The following is a 15,635-nucleotide window of genomic DNA, read 5'->3' on the forward strand; positions in this document are numbered from 1 at the left end:
TTGGAGCTGACCGTCCGATCAGTCCTGGTTCGCCTTGACCTTGACGCCAAGCGTCTTCGGCAGGTCGAGCGGGTTGGACATGGCGCCGGCCATGATCAGCGCGAACGGTACCGACGACGGCGGCTCGGCCGAGATTTCCAGGCTCTTTGGATTGTCGAGGAAGGTGTTGACCGCCGCCGAGACTTCCGCCGTCAGCTCGGGATTGTTGAGCTGCGCCATGCCGAACGGCACGATCGCCTTGGCCTGGTTGGCGACATCCTTGGCCGACATGCCCTGCTGCTTGCCGACATAGTCGAGCACCTTGCCGGTGAGCGAATCGTCCTCGAAGCGCACCGATGCGCCGTTGAACGAAAGCTGCTGCATCAGGCCGAGCATGGCCATGCCTTGCGCGGAATTGTCGGCGCCTTCCGGCTGGGCGGCGAGCTTCTTCTGCATCTCCTGCATCGACTTGATGAAGTCGAGCGTGTAGCCGCCGAGGTTGAAGGTCATGCCGAGCGTGCCGGCATTTTCGACCGATACGTCATATTTCGACAGCTCCATCTTGCCGTCGCTCGGCTGCCAGGTGCCGGCCATCGCAATGTTGCCCGAGATGTTCTGGTAGCCGAGTGCGTCGATCGCTTCCTTGGACTTCGGATCGTCGACCAGCGACAGGTCGGCGGTGAATTTTTCGGTGTTGGCGATGAAGTCCATCGCCTTGCCGTCGGCCGGCGGGGTGATCTGCACGGCAAGCCCGTCCATCGCGAAAGCCGTCTTGTCGCCGACCTTGACCGTCATGTTGGAGAGTTCCGCCGACTTGTACATCATCAGCGAGCCGAGCGGATCGGTGCTGCCTTCGGCCGGGACCTTCATGTCGTGGACGACCACCGGGCTGAGATTGAGCGTCACGCCGTCCTTGCTGTGCTCGAAAGGCGAGGTCGAGAGGGTTGCGATCTCATAGCCGCCATTGGCTTCGCTGACCCCTTCCAGTTTCACGTCGCCTATCGGCAGCGCTTCCTTCTCGGCCGCCGGCTTGATGGAAACACCTTGCAGGACGGCGTTCGAATCGTCGCCGGAGACGCCTGTCCAGGAAATCTCGACGCCCTGGGCGGCAAGGGCCGCCTTGATGCGCTCGGCCACCGCCGGATCGGCGGCGAAGGCCGAATTGAGCGGCAGCGTCAGCAGAAAGGTCGAAAAGGCCAGCTTCTTGAGTGTTGAGCGTTGGATTGTCATGGCGAGTTCCCTGTCCTGGATTGGCTATTGTGAAATTATTTTTGACATCTGCTCCATCACCATTCCGTGACGAACGGGACGGGAAAAAGGCATTTCGGGGCCCATTTGTCGAAAACGGCGATGAAAAGCAAACGCCGGTCGGCAGCTATTGCCCGATGGGGTGAATTTGTCATGAAGACCGCGGCTTTCCTCCGCCAGCGCGTTGCATTGCCAGATAGCGGCCGCATGTAACGGATTGATGTTGGCCGGCGTTGTATTGCCGACTAAGCCTGTTGCAGATCGGCGGCAAATTGCAGCCGCCGCGGCGCCGCTTCCGTGAAATTCTTCACACCGCCGGTTGCGCATCTATGGCCGCGGCGAATGCGCCGACGTTCACGCGGCGCTTGCCGCGAATCACCCGCTCGGCTAGTCCAAATCCATGGGAAAAAGGCTTTTGCCGCCTGATGACAATGGCGGCGGCGATAAAATCGAACCGGTCGATCTGAAGGAAGCGCTCGAGCGGCGCTATCTCGCTTACGCGCTGTCGACCATCATGCACCGGGCGCTGCCGGATGTGCGCGACGGACTGAAGCCGGTCCATCGCCGCATCATGCATGCCATGCGGCTGCTCAGGCTCAACCCCGATCAGGGCTTCGCCAAATGCGCCCGCATCGTCGGCGACGTGATGGGCAAGTTCCATCCGCATGGCGACCAATCGATCTACGACGCCTTGGTGCGCCTCGCGCAGGATTTCTCGATGCGCTACCCGCTGGTCGACGGGCAGGGCAATTTCGGCAACATCGACGGCGATAACGCCGCGGCGATGCGCTACACCGAAGCCCGCATGACCGAGGTGGCGAGCGAGCTGCTTGCCGGTATCACCGAGGACGCGGTCGATTTTCGGCCGACCTACAATGAAGAGGACGAGGAGCCGTCCGTCCTGCCGGGCGCTTTCCCCAACCTGCTCGCCAACGGCTCGTCGGGCATTGCCGTCGGCATGGCGACCTCGATCCCGCCGCACAACGCCGCCGAGCTTTGCGACGCAGCACTCCATCTGATCGAGCATCCCGAAGCGCCGGTGGTGAAGTTGATGGATTTCGTCCAGGGGCCGGATTTTCCGACCGGCGGCATCATCGTCGACAGCCGCGCCTCGATCCTCGAAGCCTATGAGACGGGCCGCGGCGGTTTCCGGGTGCGCTCCAAATGGGGCCAGGAGGACCAGGGCAGGGGCACCTGGAGCATCGTCGTCACCGAGATCCCCTATGGCGTGCAGAAGGCCAGGCTGATCGAGAAGATCGCCGAGCTTTTGATGGCGCGTAAGCTGCCGCTGCTCGAAGACATCCGCGACGAGAGCGCGGAAGACATCCGCATCGTCCTGGTGCCGAAGAGCCGCACGGTCGATCCCGGCATCCTGATGGAATCGCTGTTCAAGCTCACCGAGCTTGAAAGCCGCTTCCCGCTCAACATGAACGTGCTGTCGCGCGGCAAGGTGCCGAACGTCCTGTCGTTGAAGGGCGTGCTGAAGGAGTGGCTCGACCACCGCCGCGAGGTTTTGATCCGCCGTTCGAAATACCGGCTCAACGAGATCGAGAAGCGGCTGGAAATCCTCGCCGGCTATCTGATCGCCTATCTCAATATCGACGAGGTCATCAGGATCATCCGCGAGGAGGATGAGCCCAAGCAGGTGATGATGGCCCGCTGGTCGCTCACCGACAACCAGGCCGAAGCCATCCTCAACATGCGCCTGCGCGCCTTGCGCAAGCTCGAAGAGATCGAGATCCGCAAGGAATTCGACGGCCTCACCGCCGAGAAGAAGCAGATCGAGGCCCTGCTGGCGTCCGACGCCAAGCAATGGTCGACGATCAAGTGGGAAGTCGCCAAGGTCCGCGACACATTCGGTCCGCAGACCGAGCTCGGCAAGCGTCGCACCCAGTTTGCCGATGCGCCCGAGCACGACCTGACCGACATCGCGCATGCGATGATCGAGCGCGAGCCGGTCACCGTCGTTGTGTCGGAAAAGGGCTGGCTGCGCGCCATGAAGGGCCACCTGGCCGACCATTCGCAGCTCACCTTCAAGGAAGGCGACAGCCTGAAGCTTGCCTTCCATGCCCAGACCACGGACAAGATCCTGGTCTTCACCACCGGCGGCAAGTTCTATACCATCGGCGCCGATCGGCTGCCGGGCGGGCGCGGCCATGGCGAGCCGATCCGCATCATCGTCGACATGGAGAACGACCAGGACATCGTCACTGCCTTTGTCCATGATCCGAAGCGCAAGCTGCTGCTCGTCTCATACGACGCCAACGGCTTCGTCGTTTCGGAGGAGGAGGTCGTCGCCAACACCCGCAAGGGCAAGCAGGTGATGAACGTCAAGGCGCCGGACGAGGCCAAGCGCTGCATTCCGGTTTCGGGCGACCATCTCGCCATCGTCGGCGAGAACCGCAAGTTGCTGGTCTTCCCGCTGGCCGAAATCCCGGAGATGGCGCGCGGCAAGGGCGTGCGGCTGCAGAAGTACAAGGACGGCGGCGTGCTGGACCTGAAGACCTTCACCCTGCAGACGGGGCTCTCCTGGCAGGATTCGGCCGATCGCACTTTCACCAAGTCGCGCGAGGAGCTGGCCGAGTGGATCGGAGCCCGCGCCGCCGCCGGCCGCATGGTGCCGAAGGGTTTCCCCAGGACGGGGAAATTCGGGTAGCGAGGCTCCCCCTTCTCCCCTTGTGGGAGAAGGTGTCGCCGAAGGCGACGGATGAGGGGTGTTCCAGCTTGGCACGGACTTAAGCCAGCATTGGGTGCGGCGGTAGAGGTCGCCAACGCCTCACTCCGCTGGAACACCCCTCATCCGTCTCGGCGCTGCGCGCCGATCCACCTTCTCCCACAAGGGGAGAAGGCAAGGGCATCTATTTGGACTATCGTCACGATTGCTGCACTATGATGGTGCATAAGCATCCATCGAACCATCAGGCAGGGAGCAACGCCGGATTGAAGCGCGCCGAGATCCAGAAGCCGGGGCAGCGACTGTTCGGCTTGTCGACGCCGCTCAGGGCGGCCGTCATCCCGCCGCTGTCGGCGGCGCGTTGGCTCCTGGTGCTGATCGTCGCCGCCGGCGTCTATTTCTTCCACGGTTTCCTGTTCCCGGTGCTGGCGGCGCTTGTCATCGCCTTCGCCAGTTGGCCGCTCTACCGCCGGTTGCTCGTTGGCGTTGGTGGCAACCGCACGGTCGGCGCGACCTTGGCGATCCTTTTCATCCTCACCTTCCTGGTGGTGCCGATCGCGCTTGCCGGCACCTATGCCATCAATGAGCTGCGCGAGTGGGTTACCTGGGCTATCGAGACCAATCGCCACGGCGCGGTGACACCGGGTTGGATCGCCACCATGCCGGTGGTCGGCGAATGGCTGAACGAGCAGTGGACGGCCTATCTCGGCCACCCCGGCGGTATCGGCGAGTTGATCCAGCTGATCAGCGGCTCTAATATCGGCAGCATCTATCGCGGTGCCCTGGCCGCCGGCGGCAGCGCCTTCAGCCTGATGCTGACGCTTCTGTTCATGATGATCGCGCTGTTCTTCGCCTATCGCGACGGCGAGGCTTTCGCGGCCCAGATCGATCGTCTCGGCGAACGCATCCTGCCGACGCGCTGGGAGCGGATCTCGCGCGTCGTGCCGGCAACCATTTCCTCGACCGTGACGGGCATGACCATCATCGCCATCGGCGAGGGCCTGGTGCTCGGCATCGCCTATTGGCTTGCCGGCGTGCCGTCGCCGGTGACACTCGGCGCGCTCACCGGCATCATGGCGCTGATCCCGGGCGGGGCGCCGCTCTCCTTCACCCTGGTGTCGATCTACCTCGCCGCCAGCGGCAAGCTTTTTGCCGGCGCGGCCCTGTTCATCTGGGGCGCGGTCGAGCTCTTCATCGTCGACAAGACCCTGCGGCCCAAGCTGGTCGGAGGCCCGATCAAGCTGCCTTTCCTGCCGACCTTTTTCGGCCTGATCGGCGGCGTCAAGACGATGGGTTTTCTTGGCCTGTTCATCGGCCCGGTGTTGATGGCGCTGCTCGTCGCCATCTGGCGCGAATGGCTACGCGAGGTCGAGATCATGGACGAGCTTGCGCCTGACGCCGACGAGGCCGGCGCGCCGCCGCAGATCGAAGCGGCGGCCGAGCCGAGGAAAGTTCAGGCCGGGTGAACCACGGCAAGCGCGGCACGGCGCTTGCGGCCCTCATGCAATTGCCACAGCGAATGCGCCACCAAAGTCACGGTCAGGATCGTGCCGCCGATCAGGCTGTTGCGCGTGGGCGCCTCGGCGAAGATCAGCCAGACCCAGACCGGTGCCAGCACCGTCTCCAGCAGATAGAACATCGCCACCTCCGGGCCTGAAATGTATTTCGGTCCGTTGGCAAGGCAGAAGAACGAGATCGGCATGATCACGGCGCCGTTGAAGACGATCCACCACGGCGCGTTCACGTGAATGCCTTCGCCTGAAACCATGAACACGGCGAGCGCCAGCGGCAGGATGACGCCGACCAGCGCGGTGAAGCCCATGTCCTTGCCGCTAGCGCGCGAAATGGTGATCGCCAGGGCGACGAAGAAGGTCGAGCAAAGCGCCATGAAATCGCCGAACAGATGCCCGGTGCCGACGGAGCCGCCGACGATGATCAGCACGCCGAAGATCATTGCCAGCATGGCGATGACGGTTGCAGGCTGCGGTTTTTCCTTGAGGAAGAGCCATGACAGCAGCGCCGCGAACACGGTGTTGAAGGCCAGGATGAAGACAAGGTCGGCTGTCGAGGTGTGATAGACCGCCGTGACGAAGCATATCCCGGTCATGCCGTAGCAAAAGGCCACGGCAAGTCCCGACCAGCCCGGAATGAGCCGGGGTGCGTTCCGGTCGAACGATCGCCAGACGGCCCACACCACCAGCCCGGCCAGCAAGGTGGTGGCGGTGCGCAACATCATGATCGTCCAGGGCGTGCCGTCGGCGAGCCGGATCAGCGGTATGTCGACGGTCAATGTGAGGCCGCCTACGGCGGTGATCAGGAGGCCTTTTTGGTGGTCGGTATGGGTGGACACTTGGGCATCTCGCAAAGCAGTCTTGAGGAGGCGCACAGCGGCCACGCCGCACTCGTTCCAGCCTGAGGGCCGAAAGACCGGCGTCCTCCTCCTTGAAACATTTATGGATGAAGCGTGGGGCGGTTCAGCGACTAACCGCTTCGTGGTCGTAGCGTTCCCAGCCTTTAGGGCCGAGATGCTCCTGCGGCATGAAGCGCATCTTATAATTCATCTTGCGCGAGCCGTTGACCCAGTAGCCGAGATAGACGTGGGGCAGTCCCATCGCCTTGGCGCGGGCGATGTGATCGAGGATCATGAAGGTGCCGAGCGAGCGGTCCTCGAAGTCGGGATTGAAGTAGGAATAGACCATCGACAGGCCATCGGCCATCTTGTCGGTGAGCGCGACGGCTATCAGCTCGCCATGGCCCTTGCCGGTGATAAACGTGTCGGGGCCGCGACGCCGGTATTCGATGATCTTGGTGTCGACATGCGTGTCTTCCACCATCATCGCATAGTCGAGCACGGTCATGTCCGACATGCCGCCGCGGCGATGCCGGGCGTCGAGATAGCTGCGGAAGAGGGAGTATTGCTCCGTCGAAGGCTGCGCGTCATGCATGGCGCCGACGAGGTCGGCATTGTGCTGGATGACGCGACGCATGTTGCGGCTGGGGCTGAATTCCTGTGCCAGGATGCGGACCGACACGCAGGCGCGGCACGACTCGCAGGCCGGACGGTAGGCGATGTTCTGCGAGCGCCGAAAGCCGCCTTGCGTCAAGAGGTCGTTCATCTCTGGCGCTTTGTCGCCGACAAGGTGCGTGAACACCTTGCGCTCGAACTGTCCCTCTAAGTAGGGGCACGGCGACGGCGCGGTCAGGAAGAACTGCGGCGACTGGGTCGGATGCTGCGTCATCTAATCTTGGAAACGCTCCTGCGAATCGCCCTACCTTTGGCCCGGTCGCCGAAAAATTCAACAGGATTATGCTGCCGCGATGGCCTTGGCCTGTTCATTTTTAAGCACAGGCGACGCGGCGGTTTGATGCGCGCGGCCGTGAATCCGTCAGATATCGGTGCGGGTTACCACGGTGCCGAGCAGCAGGTCGTGCAGCGTGCGCTTGCGGTCGGAGAACAGCGTGACCAGAAGCACCAGCGGCGTCAGGATAACGTTGCCGGCCCAAAACAGCACAGAGTGCACCACGGCCGTCATGCCGTCGATGCGGCTGCCGTCGAGCTTCTCCAGGCGGATGCCCATGATCTTCATGCCGGTCGTCGCCTGGTCGCGGCTGCCCAGCGTGTTCCAGATGTAGAGGATGGCGACCATCGGCACCAGCACCGAAAACAGCGCCCAGCCGAGGCCGAAGGTCAACAGGCCGAGAATGGCGACCAGGATGGCGAAGGGAATGGTCAGCAGCGCGACGAAGAAATAGTCGAGCAGGAAGGCGAAAATGCGCCTTGTCCGCACCCCGCGATAGGCGCGGGTGTCCTCGAACCTGGTCGTGATGATCTCGCCGTCCAATACGCGTGCGTTCATATCCGTTCCTCGATCGCAGCACCCCCATGGGAATGCCTGCCGCCTTTCAAATGGTGAGGGCGGCCTGGAATTCAAGGAATGTGCCCGCCACCGCCGGGCGCGACGTCAGAAGATGCCGGGACAGAGCCTGTAGCGAACCTGCCCAAGATAGTCGCGATACTCCTCGGTCAGCGCCAGGATGCGCTCCTCGCGCAGGATGCGATGGACCTGGAACAGGGTGATGATCGCGTAGACGGCGAAATTGTAGAGCGAGAAGCTCGACAGCAGGAACAGGATGTGCCCTGCCAGATAACCGGCATAGATTGGGTGTCGCACGAACCGGTAAGCGCCGCCGGTGACGACGCCGCGGTTGGCCGGCAGGATGGCAAAGGAGCGGCCGAGCGACATCTTCCCCCAGATCACCAGCCACAGCGCCAGGAATTGCAGCGGCGCCGCGATATAGAGCGGGATGACGGCGATGCCGTCCTGGAGCGATACGAAACCCGAACCGAAAGCGGCCGTCACCGAGATGAATACCGTGAAAGGGCTCCAGTCGCGGACAATCGGTCGGCGCGCCAGCAGCAGCCAGGTAAAAGTCAGAACGTCGGAGATCATGAGCAGCAGGATGTTCAGCCGGCCCGGATCGATGACGAGGTGACGCGCACCGCGATAGACGAAGACCGCGGCGACCACCAGCGCGATGAAACGGAACAGGCCCTCGCGCAGGTCGGTGAGAACCGCGCTGCTCTGAAGGCCGGACCAGAAACCGGTCTCTGCGCCAGGCAGCGCATCGCTTTTGGAAATCGCCAACTCTGTTGCCCCGGTGGTCCCCTCGACATGGACCATTGCACGCAAGCCTTGCCGTCCGGTTAAGGTTTCGCATGCTTTTGGTTGCGTCGGCGGATTCGCCAGCCGAGGGAATGGTGTTGCCTGTTGAACATGACATTCTTCCCGGTCTAGCTTGCTGCGGCGCACAAAGGGGACGGGACATGGACTACGACATGCTGGTCATCGGCAGCGGCCCTTCGGGGCGCCGCGCCGCAGTGCAATCGGCCAAGCTCGGCAAGTCGGTGCTGGTGGTCGACAGGGGCCGGCGCCTGGGCGGCGTCTCGGTGCACACCGGCACCATCCCGTCGAAGACGCTGCGCGAGACGGTGCTCAACCTCTCGGGCTGGCGCGAACGCGGTTTCTACGGACGCGGCTACCGGGTCAAGCAGGACATTTCGATCTCGGACCTGGTCGACCGGCTGCACAAGACGCTGGACCATGAGGTCGAGGTGCTGCAGCACCAGTTCATGCGCAACACGGTGAAGAGCGCGCGCGCCGCGGTGAAGTTCCTCACGCCGAACAAGGTCAGCCTGACCGCCGACAATGGCGACTACAGCGAAGTCGGATTCGCCAACGCGCTGATCGCCGTCGGCACCAGGCCGCACCGCCCGGCCGACGTGCCCTTCGACAAGAAGCGCGTCTTCGACAGCGACGAGATGCTGGAGCTCCATCATCTGCCGCGCACGCTGACGGTGATCGGCGCCGGCGTCATCGGCGTCGAATACGCCACCATCTTTTCCGCCCTCGACGTGCCGGTGACACTGGTCGAACCGCGCAACACCATCCTCGACTTCATCGATCGCGAAATCGTCGACGACTTCATCCACCAGATGCGCGACCGCGGCATGACCATTCGGCTGGGCAGCACGGTGAAGGAGATCGCCTCGAAACCCGACCACGCCGAAGTGACGCTGGCCGACGGCCGCACCATCCGCTCGGAGATGGTGCTCTACGCCGCCGGCCGCACCGGCAATGTCGCCAGCCTCGGCCTCGACACGGTCGGCATCGAGGCCGACGCCCGCGGCCGCATCAAGGTCGATCCGCATACCTTCCAGACCACGGTTTCAAACATCTATGCTTCCGGCGATGTCATCGGCTTCCCGAGCCTGGCTTCGACGTCGATGGAGCAGGGCCGGGTGGCGGCTTGCCACGCCTTCGGGGTTCACCTGCCGCCGCCGCCGGAAAGCTTTCCCTATGGCATCTACGCCGTGCCCGAGATTTCGACGGTCGGCCTGTCGGAAGAGCAGGTGCGCGACAGCGGCGCCGCCTATGAGGTCGGCCTGGCGCGTTTTCGCGAGACCTCGCGCGGCCACATCATGGGCGTCTCTAGCGGGTTCCTGAAGCTGTTGTTCTCGGTCGAGACGCGCCGTCTGCTCGGCGCCCACATCGTCGGCGAAGGCGCCACCGAGCTCATCCATATCGGCCAGGCGGTGATCAATCTCGGCGGCACGGTCGACTTCTTCGTCAACAACACCTTCAACTACCCGACGCTGGCCGAGGCCTACAAGATCGCCGGTCTGGATGCCTGGAACAGGATGGGGCAGGGGTGAGGGGATTGGCGCTGCGGAATCCGGCCAGGCCGGCCGGCTAACCTTCCATCTGCGACAGCAGCGAAAGCATCACGTCGGCCGAAGGCATCGGCAGCACCGCCTCGATCTCGGCTGGACGCACGCCGGCGATGGCGTCTGCATCGCCCGCCACGGTGCCGAGCGGCCCGCGGAACCCATGCTTCGACCAGGCAAGCTGCTGCAGCTTCGGGCTGCTCAGCGCTTCGAGCAGCGGATCGACCGCCGGATCGATGACGATCAGCGGATGCGCCGAATAGACGGTAGGACGCGGGTAGAGGATTTCCGGCTTGGCGCCGGCGCCGGCCTGCACGCGCTGCCAGCGCGCCGGGTCGGCGAGCGCCCATTCCACCAACTGGTTCTCGTAGCCCACCGCCATCGGCTCGGCGCCGAGGCCGCCGGCTATATACTGGTCGAACAGCTTGCCCGACGAGGATGATTTCAGGCCCATGCTGCGGAAGATCGACTTTGCCTCCTCGCCATGCTGGGCAAACAGCTCCTGCGTCGCCACGTCGCCGCTCAGCAGGCTGAGCACCAGCCCTGCGAACATGAAGCCGGAATTGGAGCGGTTGGGATCGGTGGACACGACACGGGCGCGGCCGTAGAGCTCGGAGATGCCCAGATCCGACCAGTTCTTGCCGGCAAGAATGGCATCGAGCAACGCCTTGAGGTCGAGCTGGTTGTAGCCGCCCTTGGCCGCGACGGTGACCAGGCCGCTCTTCTTCAGACCTTCGACCACCGGTCCCCAAGTGTAGACGACGATCGGCGAATTGAGAACGACCTGGTCGTTGCGGATCGAGACGCCGCTCTTACGTGCGAGATCGACCATGATCGACGAGGAGGGCCATAGGAATTGCGGCTTCTGCGTCAAGAGCGCCGGCTCGCGCACCATCTCGACCGAACCAGCGACACGCGCGTCGAGCTCCAGCCCATAGCCAGCCAGCGCGCTGACGACATCGGGGTCGGAAAGGAAAGCCTGCTTCTCGCCGCCGACGAAGCCGAACAGATGCGCGCGGTTGCCGAGATAACCGCGGAATTCCGGCCGGTCCTTGAGCGTCAGATAGCCGCCCGTTCCGGCCGCGGCGGCGGCAAGCAGTCCCAGTCCGAAAGCGCGACGAGAAAGGGCCATCAGCGACCGATATCCTCTTTCAGCGACTCCTGGATGAGCCGAAGGTCAACGTCGAGCGTGCCAAGCTCGGAATCGGCCTGGCTGTCGGCATAATGCACGAAAGCATCCTGCAGCTTGGTGATCACCGCGCCGATAGTGGCAAGGCGCTGCTGACTTGGCGCGCGGCGATCGGCAAGCGCGGCATAGCCTTCCGCGACTTCCGCCGCCTGCGGCACGTAATAGGTCAGGAAGCGCCGGACGGAAGCAGCGCTCGCCGGCTTCGCCTCGACCTTGGATATGACGTCGGTGGCAATGTCGGACAGGTTTCTCACCTTGGCCTTCATATCCTTGTCGGCGATCGAGCCGGCTGCCGCCGCCAGGCGGTCGGCCGCCGGTTGCGCCTGCGCCAGCAATTCGCGCGCGAACGCCACCTGGCCGCCGCCGATCGAGCCGAGGTCGAGCCCTTCGAAAAGCTGGCGCGGCGCCAGCACGAAGATCAATCCGGCAAAGACCAGAACCGAGATCACGGCCGAGACCAGGAAGGGGAAGTGGGTGAGCGTGCTGAGACCAATCAGCAGCGCGGCCGACACCAGCCCCGCCACGATCCAGTTCCAGTCATTGCCAAACAAACCGCGCATCGTTGGCCTTAGTTGTAGCCGCGCGCGGCGCGGAAGGCACCGGCAAGGTCGCCGCCGCCGTCGAAGACGCGCGCCGAGGTCGCTTTGGCCAAGCTGTCGAGCTGGCTCTTGTCGGCGTCGCCGAAAGTGATGCCGAACACCGGCACCCGTACCGGCGCCTGGCGCCACTCAGCCAAAAACGGCTCGGCGCTGCCGTCGGTGCGGCCGTCGGTCATGATGACGATGGCCGGCAGGTATTTCGGCAGATCCGGGGTGGCCAGGATCTTCTGCAGCGCTTGCGAGGCGCAGGCGTACATGTCCGTGCCGCCGCCGGCGCGCTGCTGCGCCACGTCACCGAGCAGCTGGTTCTGGCCCGCCGGATCGCCCGTCGCGTCGAAAATGTCGCGCACGGTGCTGTCGAAAGGCAGCACGAAGATGTGATCGGACCGCGTCCATTGCACCAGCACTTCGCTCGACTTTTCCGGCGTGAACAGGAACTGCGCGGCCGTCTGCAGCTGCTTTTCGCCCTGGTCCTCCATCGAGCCGGAGAAATCGAAGCACAGCGCCGTCAGCGACGGCTTGCGCAGCGCCTCCTGATAGAGGTTTAGCGCCGTCCGGATTACCGCCGGCTCCGGCATGCGGATCGAGGTCACTAGCTTGGCGGGGTCGAAATTCCAGTCGGGTTCGGCCGTCGCCTGGGCCGCGGCGCCGCCCAGCGGCAGCCGCCGGCCGGTGTCGGCGATGCGCTTGCGCACCGCATCCGACTGCAGATAGGCGAGCAGGTTGGTGAAGAATTTTTCGACGTCGGCGCCGCGCCCGTGATCGATGAAGCCGAGTGGGGAATCGCCGACCGCCACACCGTCGGCCGGATAGACCGCATAGAGCGGCTCGTCGCCCATCTGCTTCAGTTTGTCGTTGGTTTCTTTCAGCGTCGCCTCGTAATTCCACATCGCGTCATAGAGCGTCCCCTTGCGCGCGGAATCGACATAGAGGTCGGCCAGCCAGCCCGAAGAACCCGAAGAGCGCTCGACGCCTTGCAACAGCGCGCCGACGGTGTCTTGGACAGCGGGACTGTCGAGGTCGCCGGGCTGGATCACTTCCTTGCCGCCAAGCGCGCTGGAGAGCATCGCCAGATAGGCGCTGGCGCCGGAATTGGACTGCGTGGCCGAGGTCATCAGAAATTTGAGCTTGCCGTCCTTCACCGCGGCAAGAATGTCCTTCATGAACACGTCCTTGCCGATCCAGCCGAGTTCGGCGGCCTTGGATTTGCGCACGCCGAGGATGACCGGCATCTGCGCGATCGAAGTGAGGTTGCGGACCTTGCGGCCGGAATCGAACAGGTCGACCCAGACGCTCGATGCCGGCCAGACCGCGTCCTGATCGAGCCCGCTGGCCTTCTGCAGGCCGAGGCCGATGTCGAGCGAGCCCTGGTAGGAGATGGTACAGGTCGCGCCCTGCTTGGCGCAGAATTCCTGCACGATCGGCTCCAGCACCGTGTTTTCGGAACCGGAGACGATCGAGAATTTGACGTTGCTCGAATTGCAGGCCGCCAGCAGCAGTGCGGCCGCCAGCGCAAGAACGGACGAAAGCTTCATTGGCATCGAGGCTCCGTCAGCCCTCGAGCCGGACGATTCAGGTCCACTCGACCTGAAATCGTCCGGCTCCAAATCAAAGAGATTGAGCATGATGTCGTCCGAAACCGCTTCACACTTTTCGGCATCATGCTCCGGTGAGCGCTTTCTTGAGGTCGGCCGTCATCTGGTCCATCTGCTTTTCGGCATCGGCCCGCCTCTGCCGGCCTTGCTCCTGCACCTTGAGCACGCCTTGCACCGTGTCGATCAGGTCGCGGTTGGCCTGGGCCAGCGTCTCGACATCGACGATGCCGCGCTGCGCCTGCTCCTCGATGGAGATGGCCTGATCCTTCATCATCTTCGATGTTTGGCGGATCATCTCGTTGGTGGCATCGGTCACGGTCTTTTGCAGTTCCAGCGCCGACTTCTGGTTGGTCAGCCCAAGCAGGATGACCATTTTTTGCTTCCAGGCCGGCACGGTCAGCGCCGAGGTCGCCTGCAGGTTCTCGATCAGCGTCTCGTCGCCCGACTGCACGATGCGGATCTGCGGCAATTGCTGGATGCCGAGCTGGCGCGCCTGCACCAGATAGAAGATGCGCTTTTCCAGCCGGTCGAGTGCCTGCACGGCGTCCTGATAGGTCTGCGCCTCCAGCGCTCCGGCAGAATCGCTGGCCTTAGCGTCGGCCGCGGCTTTCAGCTTCGGCAACTCGTTGGTGCGGTATTCATCGACGAATTTCTTGCCGGCCTGCACATAGGCGTCGAGATTGAGGATGGAATCCTTGGTCTGCTCATGCAGGTCGTCGAGCACGGCGATGTCGCGGCGCAGCGTGTCCTTGTGGCGGTCGAGCTCGAGGCCGATGCGGTCGATCTGCCCGGCGACATCCTCATACTTTTCCTTGAAGCGCCCGAGCCGTGCCTTGAACGAGGAGAACAGGTTGCTCAAAAACCCTGCTTCCTTCAGCGAAGCCGGATCGAGGTTCTTGGCCTTCATGATGATGTCTGTCAGCAGCGTGCCGGTGTCGCCGAGATCGCGGTTGCGAATCTGCGACAGGATCTTGTCGGCATAGTCGCTGACCGCCTGCTGGGCGCGGTCGCCGAAGACCGAAATCGCCGCGCGGTCGCGAATATCGATGCCGCCTTCAATCCTGGCGACCTCGCCTGGGCTGGCGGCAATGGCGGGCAACTTCGAAGTGTCGTCGAGCAGAGTGATGCTGTTCTCGTCGGCCATTGAGACCTCCCCCTCGGTGAACAGTATCTCGATAGACAGTGTGTGACAGACATATGACAGTAGGGCGGTATGCCGCCTTGGAGTGTGAAGTGCCTCACATTTTCAGCTCTTACCTGCGAGAGGCTGGCGCACGATTCAGGCAGCCGGCGCGGGCGCTGCCAGCCATTGCCGCAGGATCGCGGCGTCCGCATCGCCAAACTCATGGCCCGAGGCGACGATGCGCGCGTCGACCTCGGCGCGGCGCTCGCTGAACAGTGTCACCAGGGCAGGGGCGAAAGGGCCATAGGTCTGGTCGGCCGCCCCGGCAATGATCAACACACGGCTGCCGCCGAGGTCGGCCATTGGAGGGATGTCGAGCACCGGCATCGCCCTCAACAGCGCTGCCTGTCTGACAATGCCGGGATGGAGCAGCATCAGGCTGGAGACGACATTGGCGCCGTTCGAATAGCCAAGGAAGGTCGCGCGTTGCAGATCGAGCCCATGTTGGCGCGACACTTCCGTTGCGAACTGGGCATAGGCGGCCGTCTCGGCACGGATGGAGGTTTGCTCGAAACTGGTCGGCGTGATTCGCTCGAACCAGCGAAATCCGTCCTCCTGTGGAATGCGGCCGCGCGCCGCGACGATCACCGAACGCGGCGCGATCCGGCTTGCCAGCGGCAGCATCGTCGTCTCGTCGACACCCGACCCGTGCAGCACGAACAGGCACTCGCCGCTTGCGTTTGCCGGCCTCAGCAGACGGTAAGGGAAGGTGAGGTCCTGGCGCAGGATACTGTTTTTCTCGCTATATTCGGGAGCGCTCATATCCATTTGATTCCATGAGAGATTCGTTGATTTGCCGGCTTCAAAACGGAATATTTTCGCGCTCCGCGAAAGTTGATTGAACCAGGCGCAATTCAGTCCGTTTTTCCGCCGATACACTCCCGTGGGAGGAATCGAAGCGGTGCGCCCCGGGGGTCGCATTTGCTGGCTATGAACAACCAG

At 63.4% G+C, this 15,635-nt stretch carries 14 protein-coding genes; 3 read left to right on the top strand and 11 right to left on the bottom strand.

Annotation, left to right across the window (positions count from 1 at the left end; translation table 11 throughout):
- Positions 1-18 precede the first annotated feature (18 nt).
- Together FJ425_RS13480 and FJ425_RS13485 are read right to left on the bottom strand one after the other, a co-directional pair.
- Entirely contained in the window at positions 19-1,209 is a 1,191-nt protein-coding gene (locus FJ425_RS13480; RefSeq protein WP_140633981.1) for a hypothetical protein, read from the bottom strand.
- Between the two features lie 24 nt (positions 1,210-1,233).
- Positions 1,234-1,554, bottom strand: a complete 321-nt coding sequence (locus tag FJ425_RS13485) for a hypothetical protein (protein WP_140724090.1) — start codon at positions 1,552-1,554, stop codon at positions 1,234-1,236.
- Positions 1,555-1,627: 73 nt separating this feature from the next.
- Here FJ425_RS13485 and parC point away from each other — a divergent pair, with 73 nt between their 5' ends.
- Complete coding sequence (parC, locus tag FJ425_RS13490; protein ID WP_140724093.1) at positions 1,628-3,883, top strand: DNA topoisomerase IV subunit A; 2,256 nt, start codon at positions 1,628-1,630, stop codon at positions 3,881-3,883.
- A gap of 284 nt (positions 3,884-4,167) precedes the next feature.
- Entirely contained in the window at positions 4,168-5,367 is a 1,200-nt protein-coding gene (locus FJ425_RS13495) for an AI-2E family transporter (RefSeq protein ID WP_140633977.1), read from the top strand.
- On the opposite strand, the gene FJ425_RS13500 is transcribed toward FJ425_RS13495, so the two are convergent.
- The 4 genes from FJ425_RS13500 to FJ425_RS13515 all read right to left on the bottom strand — a co-directional run bounded on the left by FJ425_RS13500 (position 5,355) and on the right by FJ425_RS13515 (position 8,547).
- Positions 5,355-6,251 (bottom strand): DMT family transporter, encoded by an 897-nt coding sequence (locus FJ425_RS13500; protein ID WP_140633975.1) that lies wholly within the window; start codon positions 6,249-6,251, stop codon positions 5,355-5,357. The genes FJ425_RS13495 and FJ425_RS13500 overlap by 13 nt on opposite strands.
- A 124-nt stretch (positions 6,252-6,375) precedes the next feature.
- Entirely contained in the window at positions 6,376-7,140 is a 765-nt protein-coding gene (locus tag FJ425_RS13505; protein WP_095767708.1) for an arginyltransferase, read from the bottom strand.
- A 147-nt stretch (positions 7,141-7,287) separates the two neighbouring features.
- Positions 7,288-7,758 (bottom strand): RDD family protein, encoded by a 471-nt coding sequence (locus FJ425_RS13510; protein ID WP_073989170.1) that lies wholly within the window; start codon positions 7,756-7,758, stop codon positions 7,288-7,290.
- 105 nt (positions 7,759-7,863) lie between these two features.
- Complete coding sequence (locus tag FJ425_RS13515; protein WP_246673474.1) at positions 7,864-8,547, bottom strand: isoprenylcysteine carboxylmethyltransferase family protein; 684 nt, start codon at positions 8,545-8,547, stop codon at positions 7,864-7,866.
- 179 nt (positions 8,548-8,726) lie between these two features.
- Here FJ425_RS13515 and sthA point away from each other — a divergent pair, with 179 nt between their 5' ends.
- The gene (sthA, locus tag FJ425_RS13520; protein WP_140541258.1) at positions 8,727-10,115 is read left to right on the top strand and encodes a Si-specific NAD(P)(+) transhydrogenase; all 1,389 of its coding nucleotides are present in this window, start codon (positions 8,727-8,729) and stop codon (positions 10,113-10,115) included.
- 37 nt (positions 10,116-10,152) lie between these two features.
- Here sthA and FJ425_RS13525 read toward each other — a convergent pair whose 3' ends face one another.
- The 5 genes from FJ425_RS13525 to FJ425_RS13545 form a co-directional block, all read right to left on the bottom strand.
- Positions 10,153-11,259 (bottom strand): hypothetical protein, encoded by a 1,107-nt coding sequence (locus FJ425_RS13525; RefSeq protein ID WP_140633973.1) that lies wholly within the window; start codon positions 11,257-11,259, stop codon positions 10,153-10,155.
- Positions 11,259-11,876 (bottom strand): 5-bromo-4-chloroindolyl phosphate hydrolysis family protein, encoded by a 618-nt coding sequence (locus FJ425_RS13530; RefSeq protein ID WP_140541260.1) that lies wholly within the window; start codon positions 11,874-11,876, stop codon positions 11,259-11,261. The genes FJ425_RS13525 and FJ425_RS13530 overlap by 1 nt, the downstream gene beginning before the upstream one ends.
- Before the next feature lie 8 nt (positions 11,877-11,884).
- Positions 11,885-13,456, bottom strand: coding sequence for a VWA domain-containing protein (locus FJ425_RS13535; protein ID WP_140633971.1), 1,572 nt, complete (start codon positions 13,454-13,456; stop codon positions 11,885-11,887).
- Positions 13,457-13,574: 118 nt separating this feature from the next.
- The gene (locus FJ425_RS13540) at positions 13,575-14,654 is read right to left on the bottom strand and encodes a toxic anion resistance protein (protein ID WP_140724095.1); all 1,080 of its coding nucleotides are present in this window, start codon (positions 14,652-14,654) and stop codon (positions 13,575-13,577) included.
- Between the two features lie 135 nt (positions 14,655-14,789).
- Complete coding sequence (locus FJ425_RS13545; RefSeq protein WP_140724098.1) at positions 14,790-15,455, bottom strand: alpha/beta hydrolase; 666 nt, start codon at positions 15,453-15,455, stop codon at positions 14,790-14,792.
- Between the last annotated feature and the right edge of the window lie 180 nt (positions 15,456-15,635).

The organism is Mesorhizobium sp. B2-7-2, assembly GCF_006440775.1.
Classification (GTDB): Bacteria; Pseudomonadota; Alphaproteobacteria; order Rhizobiales; family Rhizobiaceae; genus Mesorhizobium.